Consider the following 25,231-nt stretch of genomic DNA (forward strand, 5'->3'; position numbering starts at 1 on the left):
CAAATGTGGTGATTTGCCAGAGCCAGTGAGAGTTCGCGCTCATTTAAAACAATACAGGTAAGCTTGACCTAAGTCAGTACGACAACACACATTAGCTGCTGCCAAGTGCAACACTCGATATTGTGCTGTTTATATGTCACCCAACACCACCCTTACCCGATGTACCTGACCGTCATCTTGCAAAGCTATACTATGTCCAGCAACCTCCTGCCCATCCAGTTCGATTCGGGCAATACCGCGAGATACAGCATTTGGATTTTCCACCTTAATGTCATAGCGGCTGGTTTTGTGCTGGTAACAAATACTGTATTCCGTCCAAGTTTTGGGAATACACGGACTTAAAATCAGTTGCTCGCCACGCACCTGAAAACCAAGTACAAATTCCAATCCGGCACGGTAGAACCAGCCGGCCGCACCGGTGTACCAAGTCCAGCCGCCTCGGCGTACATGCGGTGGTTCAGCATAAATATCAGCCGCCAACACATAAGGTTCTACTTTATAGGCATACACTCCGGTACGCGTAGTGGTGCGTTTAATCGGATTTAACATACGTAACAGTTCCACAGCCTGATCACCCTCGCCCAGCATGGCAAACGCAATCACCGACCAGATAGCCGCATGCGTATATTGCCCGCCGTTCTCACGAACGCCAGGTGGGTAACCTTTGATATAACCGGGGTCGTGCTCTGTCTTGTTAAAAGGCGGCGTAAACAATAAAATTAAATCATCGCCATACCTTACCAAATATTCTTTCACCGACAGCATGGCACGTTCAGCGTGTTCGGAATTAGCAACGCCTGAGATCACCGCCCAACTTTGCGCGATGGAATCGATCCGGCATTCAGCATTGGCCGCGGAACCCAAGGGCGTACCATCATCAAAAAAGGCACGCCGATACCAGGCGCCATCCCAACTGGCGGTTTCGATAGCGAGCTGCATGAGACCCACATGTTTACGCCAGCGCTCGGCAGTTTCTAATTCGCCCTGCGCATCAACATGTTCGATAAATTCAGCAATGGTCGTCATCAAAAACCACGCTAACCAGACACTTTCTCCCTTACCCTCGTAGCCGACACGATTCATACCATCATTCCAGTCGCCACTACCTATTAACGGCAAACCATGTTCGCCGATGCTCATACTAATATTCACAGCACGTACACAATGTTCGTATAGAGTCGCTTGCTGAGCTGACTGATCCGGTTGAAAATAATGATCTTCCCGTTCTGGCGCAAGTTCAGGACCCTCCAGAAAATGCAAAGGCGTATTGAGTATATTACTATCGCCAGTGACTTTGATATAGTGCGTAACAGCATAGGGCAACCACAGTCTATCATCTGAGAAATGCGTTCTTACCCCGCGCCCGGTGGGCGGATGCCACCAATGTTGAACATCACCAGCTAAAAACTGCCGTTGTGCAGCATACAGTAGATGCTGACGCATCAAATCAGGGCGAGTAACCGCCAAAGCCATACAATCCTGCAATTGATCTCGAAATCCAAAAGCCCCTCCCAGTTGATAAAAGCCCGCTCTGGCCCATAATCGACAACTTAACGTTTGGTAGAGCAGCCAGCGGTTTAAAAGCAGATCCAGCTCACGATCCGGGGTTTTAACCTGTACTTTTCCCAATATAGCCTGCCAGGAGTCCTGCACCAGCGTTAGAACGGTAACTGACTTGGTTTGACGATAATACTTGACCAGTTCTACTGCTTGTTCACGATCTTTGCCCTGCCCCAGCAGAAAAACGATTTCAATCTCGGCATGTGGCGCCAAATGAATTACGGTTTGCAAAGCAGCGCACGGGTCTTGGCCTGCACTCAACCGATTCTTTAGAGTCTTGCCCCCCATCAAACCAGCAGGTGCGTCGAGACTACCATTACGACCAATAAATTCGGTCCGATTGGCAGTCCAGCTAGTTTGCATGCCATTCAAATCCGCAAAGGCGACGCGTTGTCCAAAGTCAGCATCCCAAGGATTACTGGCAAGTAGAGCACCAGTCTCCTCATCACGCTCAGAAAGGATATGCGTTGCTGTCACTGTGCGGTTGCTACCTAACACCCATTCTACATACGCAGTAATTCTTAACTCTCGACTATGACCATTAATATTTTTTAGCGTTAAGCGCGAAATTTTGACCGGATCAACCGGGCTAACAAATTGTAATAACTCACTGTGTATACCGTGCGATGCATGCTCGAAACGACTATAGCCCTGACCATGACTAATCACATAACTGCTGTTATCGATACGAATGGGCAAAGCGGTGGGACACCAGACTTCTAAAGTCTGTTCATCGCGAATATAAAATATTTCACCCGAGGGATCACTGACCGGATCATTGGACCAAGGAGTCAATAGATTTTCACGGCTGTTCCCAGACCATGTACAGGTAGCCCCGGTTTCAGTAACCATGAAACCAAAATCTGGATTAGCGATGACGTTAATCCAGGGCATGGGTGTCCATTGCCCTTTATCAAGGATAATGACGTATTCATTTCCCTCTTCTGTAAAGCCACCCAGACCATTAAAGAATTCCAGTGTCGGCAAAGTTAATGGTGAATTTTCAGTTTCTGCAACCCGCTGTTTGGGTACGATAAAGGCCGCTTGCGGGCGCGGATGTCTTAATAATTGTTCAGCCAAGCTACCACGATTACTGACCAGCACTGCTCGCGCGGCAGTTTTTAACAGTTGCAGCTCATCAGCGGAGAGCTGATCCAAGCGCAGAACGAAAATCGTACCTTGACTTACGTGTGCATGCGGTGTTGACCGCGACTGATTTTCACGCACCATATTTTCTATTAAGGTCTGTAAATCCTCAATATAGGAGATTTCTTTTTCGTTTAATATCACTAGATCGACACTAAGGCCTTTAATGCGCCAATACTCATGGGCGCATAATAATTGCTCTACAATACGGCGATCTTCAAGTTCTTTAACACGCAGCAAAACGATTGGCCGATCACCGGAAATACCATAACGCCATAAGCGGGTAACATTCAAGGCATTATTAAGCGTCAATTTATTCATGGCGCGTAACGAAGGATCGGCATAAATCATACGATTAGCCAAATACTGAAACAATTGCGCTTCTTCCGGTTTTGCATGCAAATGATGCAGTTGTACTTGTGCATGTGTCCAGGCTAAAGCCGAAACGCGTTCCCAAGCGACCGGATTGTGATATTTAATCGCCAGTTCTTCTACTGCCTGCCGGGTTGGTGCAACCAGTGTCGTAAAGCTTAGATGTTCCGTTGCACCCGGTTCGAGAATCACTCGGGTGCGCAGACTAAAGATGGGATCGAGTACTGCACCAACCGTATTACTCAGCGGCCGACCATCCATAATGGCAACAGGTGCGCGCAGATTTTGTCCGCGCCCAATAAAGCGGGCGCGGTCGGTTTCGTATTGCATACCGTTATGTGCTTGACTACCCGACAGGATATGCGCAGCCCAAATCTCAGGCTCTGTTGCCGTTCTTTGTCTGCGTTGCGCTAGCAAACCGTGGATGTGTGGTTTGTATTCCGTCTGTATAAATAGATTGGAAAAGGCCGGATGAGCAGTATCTGCGGATAGCGTGGTAAGCACAATCTCCGCATATGAGGTAATATCAATTTCCCGTGTATGCAAACTATTATTAGTCAAACTCAAACGCCGGATTTCTGCATCGTCTTCTGGTGAAACCACGATTTCCAGATGGGTAAAAATACCATGATCACTACGTACAATACGTGCGCGATCTTCAACAAAATCGACTTCGTATCGGTCTGGAATGGCACAGGTTGGCTGGTAACCGGCTGACCAAACCTGACCATCGGCTACATCTCTCAGATAAAGGTAACTACCCCAGGCATCACGGGTTACATCTTCCCGCCAACGCGTTACTGCCAGATTTCGCCACTGACTGTAACCCGATCCTGAACCGGTGATCATGACAGCATAATTGCCATTCGACAGTAGTTGCGTAGATGGGGTAGCAGACATTGGCGATGGAGCACGTCGAATGGGGCTTTGTACTACTTCCTTAATTTCGGCCATGGCCTGGAACAAAGGTAAACTATTGGTGTCAGCGGTTCTCGGTACGCGCTCCTGTAATAATAAGTCTGCAGACTGAATTAAAGCGGCGTTATGAAAGCGATGTCGCATGGAGCCGTCATGAACTGTATTAGCAAAGGCAATTAACGACATTCCCTGATGATGGGCCATATAGCATCGCACTATCGCTACCGTCTGACCTTCTTCGAGACGAATGGGGGTATAGTCCAGCGCTTCATAAAAACCATAAGCACCTAAAGCACCCTGCTTTTCTAAACGCTCAAAATTCTCGACTGCAGCATGTGGTAAATACATGGCCGCCAGGGCAGTAGCATAGGGTGCAATGACTCGATCTTCGCCCAGCCCCCGTTTCATACCCAAACCCGGTACGCCAAAAGCTGAATATTGATAAGTAAGAGCGATATCGCGACCATTGAAAGCGGATTCGGAAACTCCCCAGGGAATATTACATTCCTTACCGTATTCTATCTGGCGTTTAATTACCAATCGGCAAGTTTGATCCAGTAAACTGTAACGGGGTGTAAAGGTAACCAAAGACGGCATCAGATATTCGAACATCGAACCTGACCAGGACAGTAACACGGTACCATGCGCAGCGCGGGTAACACGGCGACCCAAATGAAACCAGTGGTTGCTTGGAACCTCGCGCTTGGCAATGGCAATCAGGCTGGCAAGTCGCGCTTCAGAAGCCAGAAGATCGTAGTAACTAGGATCAATTATACCTTCAATTACACGATAACCAATAGAAAACATGTGGCGTTCACTATCATAAAGAAAGCGAAAATCCATGGCATGAAATAACGCTTCCAACAATACGATCATATTCTGCAAACGATTAACAAGCCCTGTCACCTGTTCGACAGCACGCCGCAATTTAGCCAGTGCTTTCAGGTCTGACAATGGCGCTGGGTTTGCCAACTGTATAACTGCCTGTGCTTGTGAATAAAAGCTAGCTAACTCTTGCAACGGTATATCCAAAGTAGCTTGTTTCCACCACGCTGTAACAGGATCGACTGAACTGGAGAGTGGTAGTATATTGTCAAACTGACGAGTACAATTTATCCAAGGTAACAGATTGTCTATATCGCGCGCATGTGAACGCACATCTTTGCATAGCAAGCCTGCCCAGATCAGCACTTCACTGTCTTCGCTATCCCCACGCTCGGCAGCATAGGCTGTCGCCATATCCATCAAATTGTCGGCAGCGATCGGCAGTTGCCGCCATAACTCACTCCAACTTTGCGCATCAAATGCCTGCGTCTGTAACAAATCACCCAACACCTGCGTTTTTTGGCGTAACTCTTTGAGAGTCACATTCTGCGTTCTGCGATTATCACTGATTTGCGCCAATTGTTTACTAAGCAGAGTATGCACATCTATCAAACCTGGCAAAGCTCGGGAAAGCGTCAATGGACTACGCAAGGTTTCCCGACACGTTTCTATCAAGGTGAGCAAATGCCCAGCCAGATTACCGCTGTCGACGGTTGAGATGTAAGCGGGCTGAAGAATATTTAAATTACTGGTATCGTACCAATTGTAAAAATGGCCATTGAGCCTTGGTAAACTCTGCAGAGTAGTCAAGGTGGCTTCCAAACGCTCCACGCTGTCAAGCAGGCCAATCCAGCCAAAATCGCGAGCAGCCACTACAGATAACAAATAGAGTCCGAAATTAGTCGGGGAACTGCGATGAGCTATCACTCCTTGCGGATCTTCCTGATAATTATCCGGCGGTAAAAAGTGTTCCTGTGCCGTGACAAAGGTGGTGAAGAATCGCCATATACGTCTGCCGATCAAACGCAGTTTTTGTTCATCATCCCCATGCATTTCTTCCGTTCCATCCAGACTGGGCGGCAGACTCAAAATCCGCGCCACGATGGGTGCCAATAACCATAAGATTAAAATCGGAGCGGCATTCACTATGGCATCGGCATTAAACAGCCCTATTGCAAAAGCAACTACTAACACCACAGCAGTAGAGCGCCCCATGGGCAGAATGAGTTTTTTCAGGGCATGATCACTATTGTTCTTAGCTTGTAAAGCAGTCACCCATTTTAATAATCGTTTTCTGGTAATCAATAGCCTTATCAGAGTGCAGATAATAGCATCAGTCATTAACCAGGCATGCTCTACCAAAAAGGTGAGAGCCACTAAACTATTTGCCATTGCCCACAACAGATTATCGGCAATATTGCGCATATGCGTAGACATGGCAACGCCGCGTTTTGGCAAAGAAAAACCTTTGGTACAGGCTAAAATGGCCGGTATGGCTAAAGAGATCAGCACTAGACTAACCAATAATGCCTGTGGTGACTGTGGCACAACCCAAGCGAACACCAGTGCGATAAAAGCGGCGGGGGCCGACAAAGAACGCCGTAAATTATCCAGCATCTTCCAACGACCGATGAGAGGCAACTGACAACCGTAAGCGCCAAATATCCAGGGTAATAATTGCCAGTCACCGCGCGTCCAACGATGTTCACGTGAAGCGGCCACTTCTATATGTGAAGGAAATTCATCAAAAAATTCGATATCACTCACTAATGCACAACGCGCATAAATACTTTCGAACAAATCATGACTCAATTGCGTATTGTCTGGCACTCTGCCTGCAAGCGCAGCTTCAAAACTATCTACATGATATAAACCCTTACCGCTGTATGTACTCTGACCGAATAAATCCTGATAAAGCTCGGAAACCGCACTGGCATAAGCATCGGCACCAGCCGCGCCAGCAAACAGCTGGTGATACATAGAGTGTTCACGACGCAACGGCAAGGTGGGGGTAATACGCGGCTGCAGTATGCCAAAACCATCGACAATACGCTGCTTAACCGGATCGAACACCGGAGTGTTCAAAGGATGCGCAGCTACACCTACCAATTGTGGAACGACACCCATGGGTAGTTTGGTATCAGCATCCAGGGTAATGACGTAACACACACCCGTTGGTAATGTACTTGGCACACCATCAACAGCGGACAAAAATGAAGTATTGGTAGCGCCACGCAACAAACGATTAAACTCGTGGAGTTTGCCACGTTTGCGTTCCCAACCCATCCACTTGGCTTCGCTCGGATTCCATAAACGCTTGCGTTGAAACACAAAAAACCGTTCTACGCCGTATTTCACATTCAGGGCTGCAACTGCGGTTACAGCGACCTGTAGCAAACCAGCATCATTTGGCAGTGATTCTTCATCCGCATCCAGCCAGTCTGATAACAGCGCAAAATACACAGCACCATCAGGATTTGACAGATAGCGGATTTCCATCTGTTTAACCTGATTAAGAACTTCAGCCGCGTACACAAACATAGTGGGTACTACCACAAAGGTGCTCAAAGCAACCGGTACCCCCGTTTTTAATTCAAGTCGCGGCAGATGGCGAGGTGGCAGTCCAGCTATAATCAACTGATTAAATAAACCAATGGTAATATCTGATACGGGAATAATGCTGCACAAAGCCAGCATAAACAACAGCATGCTACTTAACTGTGCACTACTGCCTGCCAATAAAGGCCAGGCTAACAACAATGAGGTCAATACAGCCAGACTGGCCAGATAGGCAAGACCAGAATCTGTAACATAACTGCGCAGCACTCTTTGTTTTATCGAAGGTCGATATCCCAGATCGTGTTCGAAGGCAAAACGGCCAGGTCCGATCAAATAATAGCCGGGTTCCAATAACCGATTTCGATACTCAACAGGTAATGGTGAGTTGTGTAACTTTTGCATGACCTGCTGTGCAATTTCTAATTCCGAATGCAATGAGCGTCTGGCAAGTTCCTCAATGGCATGTCGATAACGGTCTCTAGTCAGAAAATCCATACCCGAATATGCGGCATGCATGCGTAGACACGCATCTACCTGACTAACCTCTTCCACAAAATCGGACCATTCGAAAGCCGAAATGGCGCGCATACTGGTAATGATGTTGCGTACCGTCTGATTATCCGCTATTTGCTCGGCATGTTCCAGATGCACTAATTCTTCACGGCTTAAGCCCTGTTCGAGCAACCAGTCATTCATAAAATCCAACGGCAGCATGACAGCTGGATGCGGATCGTGCGAACGAAGTAGAATCTGTACTGCATAGGCTTGACGCAAGACTGCAGTCGGCAATACTGCCAACGGTATGACGGGATCGACACTATCGTTACCTGAGGCTATCTGCTCTACTTCATTAACAAATTCATCTGCCAATTGCCGGCCTGATTGCGAACGCATGATACTCACTGCCAAACGACGCAGATTCTCAATTAATAATACGCGTAAGGTAATAGGTATAGCCCATAATTCACCCAGTCCAAGTGGCGTGGTTTTCTGATATTCGGTAATAAATTGGGTCAACAATTCCGGTGAAAAGCGGCTGTCCGTATGTGCGACTAAAGCCCAAACTATGCCATAGACTCTGGGAAAACCCGCTAGAAAGCCTTCGCTTAACTTGGGCAACTCCTGATAATAACTTTCCGGTAAATCAACATGGATATTTCCAACTTGTTCTTCGATAATATGGAAATTATCAAGTAACCATTCTGCTGCAGGGGTGATGGCATGCTGTTGACGTACGGTGTTGGCAACCGACTTATAAGCTTCGAATAATACCAATGCGTTCTCACGCACTCTGGGAATCAAACGCTGGGTGGTTTTAAAATTACAAACTTTTTGTGCCAGAGCCAAACTGGTGGCATGCTGTTCCAGCCGCTCGGTGCTAAATAGCTCAAAGCGGATGGGCGTTTCCGTACCACCAGGATGACTGACTCTAGTTTTGTTTCTACGCTGCCTGCGCTTCACCATGTAATGCTCTCCATATTTGAATAATCAATTAATAAGGCACAACCCAACTTGATTTTAAAATCCAGAAGAGCTATGGCTTATTAAACGAGATGTTTTGTGACCAAGTATGCAAAGCAACTCCGAAGGGCATTGCCTAGTGCTGATTTACACTAATAGGGAAAGCTGTTTACAATTAAACCCTGCCCATCAAGATCAGAACCAGCACTAAAAGCAGCAGAATTCCCATACTGCTACTGGGGGCATATCCCCAGGTACGACTATGCGGCCAGACCGGATTAACACCCACCAGCAGCAATACAATAACTAAAAGTAAAATGTTGCCTGTTGACATGAAAATACTCAAATTCTATAAAAACCACTCTACTTAACGTCGAGTCCTTCCGTGGTAATGTACTGAGCAATCCGCTATTTGGATTACATATTGACTAATTCATGCTCAGGTAATACGCAAATTCATAAGCCCAATAATGCCAACGACAATCAAATAGACAGCTACAAAATAATTTAAAAAACGTGGAATCAGCAAAATCAATATACCAGCCACTATAGCTAATACCTGCTCAATCCCCTGATTTATCAGATACATCTGCATCCTCCAAAATAATAAAATACAGTTTATAGTTATTTAAATTGTTGGTCTGTGCGTTATCGAACACATTAACCACTAGCGAATACTGTCAGCCTGGCCTGCGATCTTGCAAATTATTGCAGGCTGGCTGGTTAACCATTATTTAAATTTGGATATCACATTGGCGAGACCCGTTCTAAAATCATGCCAAACATGTTCGGCTGTATCTTTAATCGCATCCCAGGCATCATCGCTGGCAGCACGCAGCTCCTTAATTTTTTCAACTGCGGCACGTTCACGTACTCTTAAAGATTCAATCTCTTCATGGTATTTTACCTGCATATCTGCTTCCGCAGTTTCCGCCTTGGCACTTAGGACATCAATTTCAGCACTCCACTCTTTGAGTTCAGCCGATAGACTATCAATGTATTCTTCTTTAGTTTTACTACAATGTTCTGTGTGATTATTTGACATATTATAATTTCTATTTAGGTATATTGCACAACGAGAACAGCCCCCACATCTAACAAACAAAATTATTCAATTCTAATTTGCTAAATGTACCTGCTACATTTTCAACGCTGTGAGAGATTGCCTTCACTATCGGAAAGCACCACTTCCACCCGCCGATTCAATTGGCGATTTGACGCGGTGGCATTACTGGCAACCGGATTGTCTTCTGCATATCCATGTGTCTGGATGCGATTGCTATTAATAGCCATGTCAACCAGGGCAGTACGAACTGAATAAGCGCGACGGTCTGATAATTCCTGATTGTAGCTATGCGAGCCAGTACTATCGGTATAACCCTCAATCATCACCTTATAATTCGGATACTGGTTCATAAACTCACCCAGTTTTTCCACGTTGTGCATACCACCGGGTTCTAATTCCGCTTTATTGGTTCGAAATAACACATCACCTAACGTGATCATCAGGCCGCGTTCGGTTTTTTTGGCGTTTAATTCGTTGATGAGTATTTTGTCACTGGCTACCTGACGATTTGCAGCATCGGCTTCCGATGTTCTCGCATCCAAGCGAACTTGATCACGTTTGGCTTGAGAATCCGCCACAGCGATTTCTGCCATTTTTCGATTGGCAGTTTCCCAGGCAATAGCGACTCTATCATTGGCCATATACGCTAAATGATCAACAGCGGTCTGATCGTCATCGTTATTAAACGCAGACTCGGCCTTTTGTAGTGAATCACCTGCATCTTTCAACTCCAGTGGTGCCTGATTAGTGACACTTGGATTACTTCTGGCGGCGACATAGTTGTCATGCGCTTGAGTGACAGAGCGATTGTTTAGAGCGGGACTGCAACCACTAACAACTGCAACAGCCAGCAGTGTCATGGGCAAATAATAAATAGTTTTCATAATGTACTCCATTAATATTATTGAGTTTTACGGTCGATTTCTTGGCGAAGCACGGTATTATCGAGCTGCAACTGGGTAACCGCTTTTTGGGCTTTAACTGCACGAGCAGTTACTAATGATAACTGGGCATCAACTTCGGCTTCTTCAGATAATTCTCGAGCAAGGACGAAATTCTCTGCCACCATCGCCTGTTCGGCGGCTTCCATTTTGTCCATGGCAGATCGTAACGCTAAAGGCGCAAATTCATTAGCGCCAGCAGCACTGGCGGTATTAACAGCGGCCTTGGATACTGCTATCTGTGAAGTTGGAGGAGGATTGCTTGCACAAGCAGTGAGTATAAGTACGGCGGCTAAACTAGCGCTGATACCATATACCCTGTGCATCGATTTGGGTTGGTTAATTTTTTTCATGGCGTTTTATCCATTGAGTTAAACAGCGTATACAATCGCGGCTATGATCAGCTTGATTGCAAGACTTTATGTCAAGGTCGATTAGACTCCTTTAACAGTATTAACACAGTGCGCTAACGTACATTGTTTGAATATTGAGCAGCGTAGCGCTGATTGCGATAACGGCCCAGTGCCCACAATGGAAAGAACTTGTGGTAACCATGATATTTGAGGTAGAAAAACTTGGGAAAACCGGGAGCATTAAAGTATTCATCGGGCCAAAAACCATCTGCCTGTTGATTTTTCAGCAAGTAACTCACGCCTTTCTCGACTGATGCACACTCTTTTTCGCCAACGATAAGCAAAGTCAGCAAAGCAAGTGCGGTATGGAATGGGGTACTTTTATCAGGTTTTCCAACATGAGGAGCATGGTGATAGCTATCATTACTTTCACCCCAACCACCATCACCCAGTTGTTTGGCTTTTAACCAGACTATTGCTTTGCGTATAGAAGGATCATCATTATTGATACCCGCACTGACTAAGCCTGTCAGTACTGACCAGGTACCATAAATATAATTGGTACCCCAGCGTCCATACCAAGCACCATTTGTTTCCTGTTGCTCACGTAAATACGTCAGACAACGTGCGACCACTGGTTGATATTCGGGGTGTCCACTCAGGCTATTAGCCAAAAACATTAGACAACGCCCGGTAACATCAGCCGTCGGCGGGTCCAAAAGTGCGCCATGATCGGCAAACGGAATCTGATTAAGATAGTCATAGGTATTATCAACATCAAATGCCCCATAGCCACCCTTTTTGGATTGCATACCCGCAATCCAATTACCTGCCCGCTGAATATTTTTGGCAAAGGCAGGGTTACCGGACTGCAATAACACTTGTGCTACCACAGCGGTATCGTCTAGATCTGGATAATAACTATTGCCAAATTGAAACGCCCAGCCACCACCCGCCAGCTTAGGGCGCTTGATGCGCCAGTCACCCGGCTCATCAAACAATTGCTTGTCGGCCAACCAACGCAAAGCATTAGCCAATGCCTGCTGCATAAGCAGATCGGATTTATATTCACTAATTTCTTGTAGCGTTAACGCTACTAAGCCAGTGTCCCACACAGGCGAAACGCAGGGTTGGCAATAAGCACTGTCTACTTTGATAATCAACAATCGATCAATGGCGTCTCTACAGATCTGTCTTTGCGGGTTATCAGCAGGAATACCCAAATAATCCATGGCTTCATAGGCATTAACCATAGCCGTAAAAATCGCGCCAAGCCCATCATCACCATTTAAACGCTGCATAAACCAATCACGGGCTTTGGCGGTAGCCTTGCGGCGTATACTGCCGGGAATAAATGGCTCCAAAAATCGACCCGCCTGATCGAGCAGTAAAATCAGTTTACCTAGACGGGTGTTAACGTGTGAGAAATAATTGATTTCCTGCTCAGGCGGGATCAGGAATAATTCAGGAACACCAATTTTATGTGGATTGCGCGCTTTGACCTTATAAGTACACAGAATCAGTAAAGGCACCATCACGGTCCGTGACCAATAAGATACTTTTTGAAGATGAAAAGGAAACCATTTCGGTAACAACATTATTTCAACGGGCATGAACGGCACCGCACGCCAGGGCATCTGTTCGAACATGGCGAGCGTAATACGCGTAAAAACGTTAGCTTTTACCGCTCCTCCTCTGGCAAGAATCCATTGTCTCGCTTTGCTTAGATGTACACTATCTAGAGTGTCGCCAGCCATTTTTAAAGCATAATAGCTTTTGAGGGTGCAACTCAAGTCACCATCCCCACCTGTATACAAAGCATAACTGCCATCCTGGCTTTGCTGACTGCGCAAATAAACGGCGATCTTAGCTTGCAGCTCCAGATTGATTTCATCCATGAAATGCATCATCAGGATATACTCTGCTGAAATAGTGCAATCCGCTTCCAGCTCAAATACCCAAAAACCTTGCGGGTTTTGCAGACCGATGAGCTTTGATCCCGCTAACGCAATGGCGTCATCCAGTCTACACTGCAAAGTTGTAGCATGGTTAGAAGCAGAATCCTGTCCGGATAGTGAAGAGGTCTCTGTTAGCATGATGTGATGTTCTCTTAATAACTTGAGGAAATGAGCGTTGCTCGGACTTATGCCTATTGATGACAAAAAATTGCGGGTCGATGTTTCAAACTGAAAAACGCCACAGTTAATTACTTCAATATCGACAAATGACTTACCCATTCGTCCTGAGCGACGAAACCAGGCTTTTTGAATTTGACTATTGTTTAGGCCACGAAAAAATCAGTGACGTTGATTTTTCAGTGCCGATCAGGGCTTTTTTATTGATTTCATAGCCATCCTGATTGGCGTGAACTGTGTAATTACCGGGTTTGAGTTTGGCAAATAACAAAGGACCATCGGCAACAGTTTCCAGATAAACGACACCTTTTGCATCTTCAATACGTACTTTGACATCACTTAGATATGAACCACTGTCTTTTAGAATGAATAGAAGTTGCAAGTTATATTCACCTCTTAACGCTTGAAGTTCTTGTCGCTCTTCAGCGCCTACTCCCCCAGTTACAAAATTAACTTCGCCTTGGCTTTGCGCATTGATAGCGCTCTGCTCCGCAACGGCACTCATGTAAATAACTATGCCGATAATAACGAGCGCTAGCATTAAGCGTTTCATATACATGACTCCTTAGAAGAGAAAACGGATATCACCAGCCCGTCTTAGGTCGTCAGCTTCCAATCCGTAAACGGTCTGCCAACAATATAAAAACAGACGGAACAGCCCTCGCATTCACAATCGAAGTGGTTACGTTCATGCCTAGCAGTGATGTCAGCTTAGCTAAAACGCTAAAAACGGTCTGTGCGCTAGGACACATAACTACTGAACGTTTGCATCGGATTACAACGTTGGAAATCCCTCCGAAAAAATAAGTGCGTTAGCAGACAGACACTCACCCACATCCAGCGTATCTTTTGAAAGAATGGCAGTTACAACCGTAAACTGTCGGTGTTATTTTGGAAAGTTTGTATAGCGTTTTATATCAGCGGAGTTCACAAATTGACATCCTATCCACCTAAATTTGCAGCAAATCGATTACTTGCCGCCTTGCCGACCAAAGAACGTGAACAACTCATCCGCCAATGCGATCTCATACAACTGCATTTTGCCGATGTGCTATACAGTGTCGGCGATAGCATCCGCCATGTTTATTTTCCAACTGGAGGCTATATTTCATTGCTTACACCTCTTGAAGCAGGTGCCAGACTGGAAATTGGCCAAGTCGGTAATGAAGGCATGCTCGGCACTTCTCTACTTCTTGAAGTCGATATAGCCCCTTTTCAGGCCATGGTGCAAGGTACGGGTTCTGCTTTGCGTATTAGTGCCACAGCGTTTATACAGGAACTTGAAAAAAATCCGCTACTGTGGCGACTGCTAAAACGCTATCTATATATATCGATTAGCCAAATTGCTCAAAGTGCAGCTTGTTGCCGCATTCACGTAGTAGAGGAGCGACTGGCGCGCTGGTTATTGATGACACAGGATCGTGCACACTCCAATTGCTTCCATATCACCCATATCGTCATGGCCTGTATGTTAGGTGTACGCAGAGTGGGTATTACCAAAGCAGCGAGCGCTTTACAGCGACAAAACATCATTAGCTACCAACGTGGAAATATCGAGATTATTGATCGCATTGGTTTGGAAAACGCTGCATGTAACTGTTATGAGCTAGAAAAACAAATTTACGAGACCATTATGACGCCAACACTTTAATAAGCACACTGTAAATCAACAGCAGAAAGTGACATTGCTGGCTAATTTTTAACGCATTTCGAAGTATGTATAATATTTATGAAAAGACTAATACAATTACTGTTATTAACGAGCTTAATATTTAGCAGCTACCCTTTATCTGCTGAGACTGATCTCAGCTTGCAAGAGATTCTGCAAAAATTTGACATTAGCGCCGAGCAAATTGCGCAGTTGGAACACGGCGAAGTGATCTCATATGAGATCAGCGAGAGCAGTCACAAGGAATTAGCCATTGGCATTGCGATGATTATGCCTGTTGCTTTACCAAAAATTCTTGACTATATAAAACATAGCGATCTGTCGACTATTGAGACTGACATAATTGCATCAGGCAACTTAACGGCAAACGCAGACCTCAATAGCTTTAAAAAATTGGCTTTTTCAGCACACCAACTGGACGAAGCTAAAGCATTTTTGGAAGCTGAACCAGGCGATAATTTTAATCTCTCCAAATTGGAGCTAGAGGAATTGACCAGTCTGCAAGCCAATCTAAACGAGGCTGACAATAAAACCTTGTTAACCACTGCTAACCAAAAATATCGAGAATTTTTATTGCAACGCTTCCAAGCGTATCAAAAAAATGGCTTGGCTGGCATTCAGGCATATAATCGCGAAGCAGGCGTAGATGCAGATGCCGCGGCAGAGTTACGCACCGATGCTCTTTACAATAAAACCTGGGCCAGTTACTTTCCAGAACTGCAACAGGCCTGGGAAAATTATCCAGCGGCATTACCAGCAGGTACCAGTGAGCAATTTATGTGGCTCAATCATCTCACCGAGAACAGACCAACGGCTATTTTGATACACCGACTGATGCTGATAACAAAGATTGGCGGTATTATGCTTTCCCGGCAATTTTATGTTGGTCATTCCTATAATTCCAGCAATATCGTCGCTGGCGGACTACCCTATAAAGACGGCACGTTGGTGTTTTATTCCACCCGACTTTCCACTGATCAAATAACAGGACTGGGAAGCGGTTTGAAACATAGCATCGGTCGCGAACAAATGAAAGATGAAATGATTGCACGTCTAAAACAAATAAACAAAAACTTGAAAACAACTAATGTAAAAACCGTAAGCACACAGTAACGCATAGTTTGATTGTCTATTGGGAGAGTATGGTTTGCAATATAAAGATTATTACCAAATTTTAGGGGTAGCGCGAGATGCACTGCAATCCGATATTAAAAAAGCATTTCGTAAATTAGCTCGAAAATTCCATCCCGATGTTTCCAAGGAAGCAGATGCGGAAACGCGCATGAAAGAAATTAATGAAGCCTATGCGGTTTTGTATGATACGGAAAAACGGGCTGCTTACGACCAATTGGGGCAGAATCATCAACCTGGCGAAGAATTTCAACCACCACCAAACTGGGATGCCGGTTTCGAGTTTACCGGAGCAGATAGTGCCGATTATGGCAGTTTTTTTAGTGAACTATTTGGTCGTATGGGCACAGGCCGAAAACAAACGGCTGCTGGCGATAGCCGCCATTTCGACAGCCATGGCGAGGATCACCATGCCAAAATAATGCTCGATCTGGAAGATGCTTTTCATGGTGCTACCCGCCAAATAACCTTGCGTACACCGCGCATGGATGCCCAAGGTCGAGTCGGTCTGGTTGAGCATAGCTTGAATGTTAAAATCCCACAGGGTGTTTACGAAAATCAGATTATCCGCTTGGCAGGACAAGGCGGACCGGGCATGGGTAATGGTAAAGCAGGCGACCTGTTGCTGGAACTACATTTTAATCCTCACCCGCAATTTCGTATTGATGGCAGTAATCTGTACATGAAGTTATCAGTAACGCCTTGGGAAGCCGCTTTAGGTGCATTAATACCTATCAGTTTATTTGGTAGCGAACTAAAGGTACGCATTCCTGCCGACACTCAAAGCGGACAACAGTTACGCTTACGCGGCAAAGGCATTCCTAGTAAAACACCGGGTGATTTAATACTGGATATACAGCTGGTTTTGCCTTCTTCAACCAACCCAAAAGCACGGGAAATATACGAGCGCATGGCTAGTGAACTGGCCTTTGACCCACGCGCCACCCACCGGAGATAAGCATGCAGCCAACTGAAAATACCCTGGATGCCATTGTGGAAGACGATGGTTTAACTCTGAACGAATTAGCAACACTCTGTGCAGTCGATACTGAGTGGCTTATTGTACATATTGAAGAAGGTATTCTGCAACCGTTACCTGAGCATACCCACGAATGGCGATTTCCGAGCACCGCCCTGTTAAGAGTAAAACGTATTTGGGTTTTCGAACGCGACTTCGATGCCGTGCCAGAACTGGCCGCCTTGGCGGCAGATATGCAGGAAGAAATATCTAAACTGAAACGGCGTCTGCAGCTGGCAGGTATTGAGTGATTATCCGTGTATCAGCAGTTGATAGTTTCTTTAACCAGTTAAATATGCTGTATATAGTAGCCACACTCTCCACACTTAGGATGATGGCATGGACATCTTGCTGATTATTCCTCTCTTTAAAGTTACAAGGAAAAATATATCATGAACCCAAAATGGGATGGTATCGAACGACGCCAGAATTTAAGAACCGAAGCTGAAACCCTAGTTGCACGTTTTTATCCTGAACAACTGGACAATCATGAATTACCCGAAAAACTACTACATGAACTCATGGTACATAAAGTCGAATTGGAGCTTCAAAATGAAGAGCTAAGACTAAACTACATTTCAATGCAGGAAATGCGTGATCGATATTTGGATCTTTATGATTTTGCCCCAGTGGGATACATCACTCTCAACCTTAATGGACTGATTAGCGAAATTAACCTAACCGGTTTAGCTTTATTTGATTTTGATCGAACCCAGATGCTTAATTCTAAATTTACTAATCGAGTTGCAAACGAAGAGCAAGATCGCTGGTATTTATTTTTCAGCAAAATAATGGCTTCGGCAACCGGTGAAAAGCAATACCTGGATTTGACATTGAGACGTGCCGACGAATCAACGTTCTATACTAGACTAGAATGTCTACGCTGGGGTACATCTGACAGCCAAGCAGTGTTACGTATCGCACTAACAGAAATAAATACTCTTGAAACAGTCGTTAAGGTCGCCGTATAGATTAAAATCTTCAGCTGAATGATTCGATCAGAATTCCATCAATTCCAGCATAAATTCAACCATCACTCACAATGCTTGTTTTAATTTCAGTACATAATTTTATCCAATAAAAGTTCACTCACCCTGTGCAGTGATTAATTTTTAAGCGTGACCGGCTCCAAAATACCAGGTGTTGTATATACAATTATTAGAATTAATTATCAGTTTCTATCGTTTATCTGCAATACAAAACAATTGTTAACATGTTGTGTTTCTGGATTCATTCAAGGTTTATGGACATGACATTGTTTAAATATCACAACAAAACGGCAATTACTTCAGCTTTGTATTTTTTATCGTTTGTGGTTGGAGCGACTGATGGTTATTTTGAAAATGGTTACGGTACGCGTAGCAAAGGATTAGCAGGTGCTGACGTTGCGTTTTCACAGGACGCCATTTCTGCTGCGCTAAATCCTGCCGGATTAACATCTGTTGGCGACCGTCTCGATATTGAAGGCGAGTTCTTCAGCCCACTTCGACAATACAATGCCAGTGGTGGAAATGGCACAGGGTTTCAACTTACCGATGGTGTTCATCAAAGTAACAAAAACTATTACCTTATACCGACACTGGGTTGGAGTAAGAAGTTGGATGATACCCAATCTATAGGTTTGGCTATATATGGTAATGGTGGCATGAATACGGATTATGCTCACGTTACCAATCAAAATGGCAGTACCGGGGTATTTTATAGTGGCAGAACGGGTGTTGATATGGCGCAGGGATTTTTACAAGGCACCTATGCACACTCTTTTGACCATGGTCGTTATTCACTCGGCTTGTCGCCAATATTAGCAGTCGAATATTTCGAAGCCCAAGGTCTTGGCTCCTTTGGTCAACAAGGCTATTCCTCCGCACCGAATCAATTAAGTAATAATGGACGTGAATATTCGTTTGGTGTTGGTTACAAAGTGGGTGGTCAGGCCGAGTTAGTCACGGGTGTACGTTTGGGCGTGTCTTACAAAAGCCGCACTTATATGTCGCAACTTAAGGATTATGCAGGTCTGTTCACTGGTCAAGGTAGCTTTGATATCCCCTCTAGTCTAGATACAGGTTTGTCCTGGGCGGTAACCGACGCAGTGACCACTGCATTTGATGTACAGCAAATTTTCTATAGCGAGATTAATGCGGTTGGAAACCCCTTACAACCCTTACTGAGTGGTGCTAAATTGGGTGCAGGCAATGGACCGGGTTTTGGCTGGAAGGATATGACTGTCTATAAATTCGGCACACAATGGAAACAAAGCGATCAATTGACTTTGCGGGGTGGTTTAAGTTATGGTCACCAACCTATTCCCAGCTCTCAGGTTCTATTTAATATATTGGCACCGGCAGTTCAGGAATGGCATATAGACGGGGGCTTTAGTTACAAACTAGCCAACAAGGATGAATTGAGTTTTGCTTTTATGTATTCGCCCCAAGCTAGCGTTTCAGGCGCAAACCCACTCTCTCCTGGTCAAAATATTGCTTTATCCATGACGCAATATTCCTTAAGCCTAGGCTGGTCAAGACAATTTTAATTTAAAAAAGTATATGGCGGAAATAACTGTTTTATCAGCATTAGCAGGGGGCTCTCTCATTGGATTGGCTTCCGCTTTACTGTTTATTAAGTTTAAACGAGTAGCCGGTATTTCCGGCATTGCTGCTGGCATACTGCGACCACGAGATAGCGAAACGGGATGGCGATTGTGGTTTCTTCTCGGATTATTGCTGAGCGCTCCCTTATATAGACTGTTGGAATTGGAAATACCCATCCATATCCAGACACCGTTGCTAGTGTTGGCTATTTCTGGCTTGCTGGTTGGTTACGGTACCCGTTTGGGTGGCGGCTGCACTAGTGGTCATGGCGTCTGTGGTATCGCCAGACTATCAGTGCGCTCAATGGTTGCTACCTTGGTTTTCATGCTGACCGCTGGCATCAGTGTCTTTATAGTTCGCCACATTCTCTAAAAAATCTATGTCTAAAAACTTATACGCTTTTCTGTTCGGCATCATTTTTGGGTTGGGTTTAATCATTGCCCAGATGACCAATCCTGAAAAAGTTTTGGCTTTTTTAGATGTGGCTGGCGATTGGGACCCTAGTCTGGCTCTGGTGATGGCAAGTGCATTACTCGTGCTTGGCGTTTCACTAAGGCTGTTTAAATCATACGCCAATTCTGATGCAGAAACACAGCAACAAAATTGCGATGCATCAACTTCAGGTATAGATGGCAAACTTGTTTTAGGTGCCGCAGTCTTTGGAACAGGCTGGGGCTTATCTGGTATCTGTCCAGGACCCGCTATCGTTGACTTAAGCAGTGGTTTGCAAGGCAACTATGTTTTTGCGGGAGCTATGTTTGCCGGATTTTTCCTATTTCATATTCTGCATAGCAAACGCTGAGTTATCATAGCCATCAACATCATCAAAGCAATTACCTTATAGAGCACTTCGCCTATTACGACCTATTCCGGCTTATTGAGTTGTCCGTAGGTAGACGAACTTTGTCAGTCATTTTCTGATCAGATCCGAGCGAGTACTCAAAAATGTCATATTAGATGAAGAATAATACACATGAAACCTCTATTACACACCCAAATAAGATGCCAAAAGCCCGCCCGATTGATTGATTTTTTGCGGGTCGCCTTCATTACTGATTAAGCCATTTTCCAATACATAAGCATAATCCACATACCTAAGCGCCACTGCTGCGTTTTGTTCGGCAACCAGAAAACTAACATTGTTTGCATCTCTTAGATTTTTAACTATCTCAAAAATTTCTTCGACAATTTGCGGTGCTAGCCCCATTGAGGGTTCATCAAGGAGTACCAGTTTAGGTTCACTCATCAATGCTCTACCAATTGCCACCATCTGTTGCTCCCCACCCGACGTGTACCCAGCCAGGTTTTTTCTCAACAATTTTAGCCTGGGGAAATAATGGTAGATTAACTCTAATTGTTGTATAAGCTTTTGTTTAGTAGGCTTATGTATAAACCCTCCAGTCAGTAAATTTTCCTCTACTGTTAAATGAGGAAAACAATGCCTACCTTCCAAGACTTGCACAAGCCCTGTTGCTACTAAATGAGACGGCGTGGCTGCGGTAATATTTTTACCTTGGTACTCAATTCTGCCATCGACTATTTCTCCACGTTGGGCATTGGCTAAGCCGGAAATGGCTTTAAGCGTTGTGCTTTTGCCTGCACCATTAGCACCTAAAAGGGCAACAATGGTATTTTGTGCAACAGTAAGCGAGATGTTTTTGACAGCTAAAATGACATTCTCATAAATAACTTCAATATTGTGAATCTGTAAAATGGGCGTTACAGACATAAATCCTCCAGATTGGTGATGACGCGGCACTCAAAATCAAGCAGGCGTAAAGCTAAGCTTTACGCCTGCGTTCAGATTAAGACTCTTTTGAGCAGTCACGTGGTGTTATGCCCTTTTCAGTTGCATATTTATGTGAGGATTCTTCAATAATCGGTCTCAGTAATGCACGGTCTGCCTGTATCCAGTCAGAAATAACATTCCATTTACTACCATCCCATTGTTGGAATCTGACAGCACCACCGCCTTCATGATCTGAACAGCTTAGTTTAAGTGGCTGTACAAGACCTAATGCACCTAACTCTTCCAGTCGTTTCTGATCTAATTTAATATTCTCAAATCCCCAACGAACTTCTTCGCCAGTGAGCGGACGTTTGCCAAATTTCTCTTGCGCTACCCTTACCGCCTCTACATTCAAAATGCCATTAACTACACCCAGATTGTAATAAACGGTGCCGAAACGTTTTGGATCTTCCAAATTGCCTTTTTTGGCTTGCACAACATATTTATCAATATCCTGAATAACAGGGAAATTAATACCCGATGGATGGGTAGTAATAGAAATAAAGCCTTTGGCCGCATTACCCGCAGGTGCTGCATCGTCTTCAGAATTGCTCCAGATATTGCCAATAATATGATCTGCTGGAAAACCAGTTTTTTGTGCTGTTTTTAAAGCCACCGGATTCATAACCCCCCAACCGCGCAATATCACCCAGTCTGGTTTGATTCGACGTATATTTAGCCATTGCGATTGTTGTTCATTACCAGGATGCGGTACTTCTAACAAAGTCAGTTCAAAACCATATTTTTTAGCTAACAACTCCAAAATAGGATTGGTTTCTTTTCCATAGGGCGAACCATGAAAAAGTGTAACGATTTTCTGCCCTTTCAGTTTATCAACACCGCCTACTTTTGAACCGATATAGTTGATAATGGCAGAAACCTCACTATAGGGATTTAATTGCAGCGGAAAAATATAAGGAAACACACTACCATCGGTAGAATCTGTGCGTCCGTGATTGATAGTAATCAGTGGTAACTTATCCGCCGTAGAACGATCCAGCGTTGCATAAGCAATACCCACTGACAAAGGATTGGTGGCCGCTGCTGGCGCACCATTTAAGCCTTGCTTGAGACGCTCATAACATTCCACGCCTTTTTCAACAACATATTCGGTTTCGCATTCGCTCCATGTCAATTTGACGCCGTTTACCCCACCGTCTTTTAAATTGACATATTGCAGATAATCAATAAATCCGCCAAAAAAACCAGAACCACCAGCCGCGTAAGGGCCAATACGGTAGCTTTGTAGTGGAAAATATTGTTCTCCATCGGCTTGTACATTAGAAAATAAAACAGTTGCCACCAGAGCAGTAACCAACCGCAAGCGTTTAGTTAGAATAACATTCATAATTAATCCCTCTTAGATAAAAAAAGCAATAAAACTTCAGTGCCATAACAGTGTTTTGTTGTAAATTTTCATAGACTCATTTGACATACTCCTTATCATTACAACTGATAGCTAAACTCATTTAGCCTGCTAACAATTTATAAAAATTCTTGATGAATCGGCTGTTGATACAGCAGCGCCAATTTAGGCGATATACCTAGATACTGCTTTTAAGTAACAGTGCGGAACTGCTTTTAAAAAGTGACAAACTTAAGTTTTTACACCGGATGTTTCGGCAAAAGTTAAGAGTCACAAAGCCGAGTAAAGCCTGCAGGGCAGTATTTACGGCCTCCGTTGAAGGTATTCCCTGATGCAAAAATTTTATGTACTTAATAAACTTTACTTAGAACCGCAGCGGCCAAACATGCATGACTTGTTTAAATGTCTGCCATATTTTTGCAAGCCCATTAGGTTCTTTAATTAGAAAAAATATGATTAATACGCCAAAAATAATCTTCTGAATATTTTCTAATTGCCCTACATCCACGATTCCTGCAAACAAGCCCGATGAAATATTTGAAAGAAACACCGGAAATAAAACGATGAATGCAGCACCTAAAAAATTACCCAGAATACTGCCCATACCACCAATAATAATGATGAATAAAATCTGAAAAGAGCGTGTCAAATCAAAACCATGTGGTTCCACAGTACCCAGATAAGTAAAAGCCCATAAAGAACCCGCAATCCCCAGATAAAAGGAACTAATCGCAAACGCCAGTAATTTAGTTTTAGGTATGGATATGCCGATGACCGCTGCCGCCGTATCCATATCTCTTACCGCCATCCAATTTCTACCCAGTTCACTACGTACTATATTGCTAGCCAATAAGCTTAGGGCTACAACCACGCTTAAGGTCAACAAGTATCTGCCCACTGGTGAACTTAAATCCCAGCCGAAAATAATTAAAGGTGGAGCGGTAATGACTCCAGACGAACTATTGTTTGAAAACCAGGCAAAATTGGTAAACACCCATTGCACAAAGAATTGTGCAGCCAGGGTCGCCACCAGAATATAGAAGCCTTTTATTCTTAAACTGGGCAAACCAAACACCACACCAGTTAAACCTGCGGTAATACCACCCAATATCAAACTGATTAAAAACGGCATTCCTTCAATGCGCAAATTAAAGTTATAGGCTGCAAAAGCACCCACAGCCATAAATGCTGCTGAGCCTAACGATAACTGTCCGGCGTAGCCGGTTAGCAAATTCAAACCTAAACCAGCCAATGAGAGCACTAGAAAGGGAATCAAAATAGCGCTAAACCAGTAGTCATTTCCTATAAAAGGCACTAACAGAAAAGCTACTGCCAATAGTAAAATAAAGGCTATTCGTTCTTGGTACAAACGAAACAAGCGTCTTTCTGCGGCATAACTTGTACTAAACTGTCCAGATTCTCTATACAACATGATTTATTCCCTTACACACGTTCAATTTCTCGTTCACCAAAAATTCCAGCAGGCCTAATCAGCAAAAACAACATGGCCAATACATAAGGGAACCAATTTTCAATACCACCTCCCAAATACGGGCCGATGAACACTTCTGCCAATTTTTCGGAGGCCCCAATAATCAGTCCACCAAGAATAGAGCCAGAGATAGACGTAAAGCCGCCGATGATTAAAACGGGCAAGGCTTTTAATACCACCAGAGACAAGGAAAATTGCACCCCTAGACGCGCGCCCCATAATAACCCGGCAACCAAACCGACAAAACCAGCAACAGCCCAAACGATCAACCACAGTTTTTGTAAATCAATACCCACGGCTAAAGCGGCTAATTGATCATCAGCAACTGCCCGCAACGCAATGCCCGTGCGTGTTTTGTTAAAAAAAACGGATAAGAAAATAACTAAAGTGCCTGCAACCGCAGAGGCAAATAAATCAAACTGAGACAGCAATAATCCTTGAAACTCGAAAGGTTCATCATTAATGCCCAAATCAAGTCCATGCACTTGCGCACCCCATAACAACTGCGCCAAACCTTCGATGATATAGCTCAAACCCAAGGTAGCCATAAACAAGGTAATCGGTGAACGATTTACTAATTTACGCAACACATAACGCTCAATCACCCAAGCTAGTAGTATCATACTCAGCAAGGTTATAAAAAATGCCACCCAAAATGTCACGCCTCTTTCCAACAAGCTGACGAAAGTCAGAGCAGAGAAAAGTACCATTGAGCCTTGGGCAAAATTAAACACTTTAGATGCTTTGTATATCAACACAAAACCAATGGCGACCAGCGAATACATCACACCGGCTAATAAACCACCAACCAATACTTCAAAGAAAAAATTCATTTACCAGCC

General features: G+C 44.4%; 20 protein-coding genes. 8 read left to right on the plus strand and 12 right to left on the minus strand.

The genetic code is table 11. The annotated features are described in order from the left end of the window. Positions 1–129: 129 nt before the first annotated feature. The 8 genes from ABH008_RS15455 to ABH008_RS15490 form a co-directional block, all read right to left on the minus strand. Positions 130–8,844 carry a glucoamylase family protein gene (locus ABH008_RS15455; RefSeq protein WP_347986510.1) on the minus strand — a complete coding sequence of 2,905 codons (8,715 nt, stop codon included), beginning with the start codon at positions 8,842–8,844 and terminating at the stop codon, positions 130–132. A 172-nt stretch (positions 8,845–9,016) separates the two neighbouring features. Next, the gene (locus tag ABH008_RS15460; RefSeq protein WP_347986511.1) at positions 9,017–9,175 is read right to left on the minus strand and encodes a DUF3309 family protein; all 159 of its coding nucleotides are present in this window, start codon (positions 9,173–9,175) and stop codon (positions 9,017–9,019) included. A 105-nt stretch (positions 9,176–9,280) separates the two neighbouring features. Next, complete coding sequence (locus ABH008_RS15465) at positions 9,281–9,436, minus strand: DUF3096 domain-containing protein (protein WP_347986512.1); 156 nt, start codon at positions 9,434–9,436, stop codon at positions 9,281–9,283. Positions 9,437–9,571: 135 nt separating this feature from the next. Beyond that, entirely contained in the window at positions 9,572–9,886 is a 315-nt protein-coding gene (locus ABH008_RS15470) for a coiled coil domain-containing protein (protein WP_347986513.1), read from the minus strand. Positions 9,887–9,987: 101 nt separating this feature from the next. Next, positions 9,988–10,791 (minus strand): OmpA family protein, encoded by an 804-nt coding sequence (locus tag ABH008_RS15475; RefSeq protein ID WP_347986514.1) that lies wholly within the window; start codon positions 10,789–10,791, stop codon positions 9,988–9,990. Positions 10,792–10,808: 17 nt separating this feature from the next. Continuing rightward, entirely contained in the window at positions 10,809–11,201 is a 393-nt protein-coding gene (locus tag ABH008_RS15480; RefSeq protein WP_347986515.1) for a DUF4398 domain-containing protein, read from the minus strand. Between the two features lie 113 nt (positions 11,202–11,314). Next, entirely contained in the window at positions 11,315–13,297 is a 1,983-nt protein-coding gene (shc, locus tag ABH008_RS15485; RefSeq protein WP_347986516.1) for a squalene--hopene cyclase, read from the minus strand. Positions 13,298–13,475: 178 nt separating this feature from the next. Continuing rightward, positions 13,476–13,889, minus strand: coding sequence for a carboxypeptidase regulatory-like domain-containing protein (locus ABH008_RS15490; RefSeq protein WP_347986517.1), 414 nt, complete (start codon positions 13,887–13,889; stop codon positions 13,476–13,478). A 381-nt stretch (positions 13,890–14,270) separates the two neighbouring features. Between ABH008_RS15490 and ABH008_RS15495 the strand changes: the two genes are divergently transcribed. From ABH008_RS15495 to ABH008_RS15530, 8 genes are all read left to right on the plus strand, one after another. After that, complete coding sequence (locus ABH008_RS15495) at positions 14,271–14,987, plus strand: Crp/Fnr family transcriptional regulator (RefSeq protein WP_347986518.1); 717 nt, start codon at positions 14,271–14,273, stop codon at positions 14,985–14,987. Positions 14,988–15,065: 78 nt separating this feature from the next. Continuing rightward, positions 15,066–16,118 carry a hypothetical protein gene (locus ABH008_RS15500; RefSeq protein WP_347986519.1) on the plus strand — a complete coding sequence of 351 codons (1,053 nt, stop codon included), beginning with the start codon at positions 15,066–15,068 and terminating at the stop codon, positions 16,116–16,118. A 34-nt stretch (positions 16,119–16,152) separates the two neighbouring features. Beyond that, positions 16,153–17,094, plus strand: coding sequence for a DnaJ C-terminal domain-containing protein (locus ABH008_RS15505; RefSeq protein WP_347986520.1), 942 nt, complete (start codon positions 16,153–16,155; stop codon positions 17,092–17,094). A 2-nt stretch (positions 17,095–17,096) separates the two neighbouring features. Beyond that, the gene (locus tag ABH008_RS15510) at positions 17,097–17,405 is read left to right on the plus strand and encodes a chaperone modulator CbpM (RefSeq protein ID WP_347986521.1); all 309 of its coding nucleotides are present in this window, start codon (positions 17,097–17,099) and stop codon (positions 17,403–17,405) included. Positions 17,406–17,546: 141 nt separating this feature from the next. Beyond that, a complete protein-coding gene (locus ABH008_RS15515) occupies positions 17,547–18,125 on the plus strand; it encodes a histidine kinase (protein ID WP_347986522.1) in 579 nt (192 codons plus the stop codon). A gap of 278 nt (positions 18,126–18,403) precedes the next feature. Then, entirely contained in the window at positions 18,404–19,684 is a 1,281-nt protein-coding gene (locus ABH008_RS15520; RefSeq protein ID WP_347986523.1) for an outer membrane protein transport protein, read from the plus strand. A 13-nt stretch (positions 19,685–19,697) separates the two neighbouring features. After that, a complete protein-coding gene (locus ABH008_RS15525; RefSeq protein WP_347986524.1) occupies positions 19,698–20,114 on the plus strand; it encodes a YeeE/YedE thiosulfate transporter family protein in 417 nt (138 codons plus the stop codon). A gap of 7 nt (positions 20,115–20,121) precedes the next feature. Further along, complete coding sequence (locus ABH008_RS15530; RefSeq protein WP_347986525.1) at positions 20,122–20,544, plus strand: DUF6691 family protein; 423 nt, start codon at positions 20,122–20,124, stop codon at positions 20,542–20,544. A gap of 183 nt (positions 20,545–20,727) precedes the next feature. Here the strand turns inward: ABH008_RS15530 and ABH008_RS15535 are convergent, their stop codons facing one another. From ABH008_RS15535 to ABH008_RS15550, 4 genes are all read right to left on the minus strand, one after another. Then, positions 20,728–21,471 carry an ABC transporter ATP-binding protein gene (locus ABH008_RS15535; RefSeq protein WP_347986526.1) on the minus strand — a complete coding sequence of 248 codons (744 nt, stop codon included), beginning with the start codon at positions 21,469–21,471 and terminating at the stop codon, positions 20,728–20,730. A 76-nt stretch (positions 21,472–21,547) separates the two neighbouring features. Further along, on the minus strand, positions 21,548–22,879 hold the full coding sequence (locus ABH008_RS15540; protein WP_347986527.1) for an ABC transporter substrate-binding protein: 1,332 nt from the start codon (positions 22,877–22,879) through the stop codon (positions 21,548–21,550). 382 nt (positions 22,880–23,261) lie between these two features. Next, positions 23,262–24,329, minus strand: a complete 1,068-nt coding sequence (locus ABH008_RS15545) for a branched-chain amino acid ABC transporter permease (protein WP_347986528.1) — start codon at positions 24,327–24,329, stop codon at positions 23,262–23,264. Positions 24,330–24,340: 11 nt separating this feature from the next. Beyond that, positions 24,341–25,222 (minus strand): branched-chain amino acid ABC transporter permease, encoded by an 882-nt coding sequence (locus tag ABH008_RS15550; RefSeq protein ID WP_347986529.1) that lies wholly within the window; start codon positions 25,220–25,222, stop codon positions 24,341–24,343. Positions 25,223–25,231 lie beyond the last annotated feature (9 nt).

Origin of the sequence: Methylomonas sp. AM2-LC (assembly GCF_039904985.1) — a bacterium.
In the GTDB taxonomy this organism is placed as follows: domain Bacteria; phylum Pseudomonadota; class Gammaproteobacteria; order Methylococcales; family Methylomonadaceae; genus Methylomonas.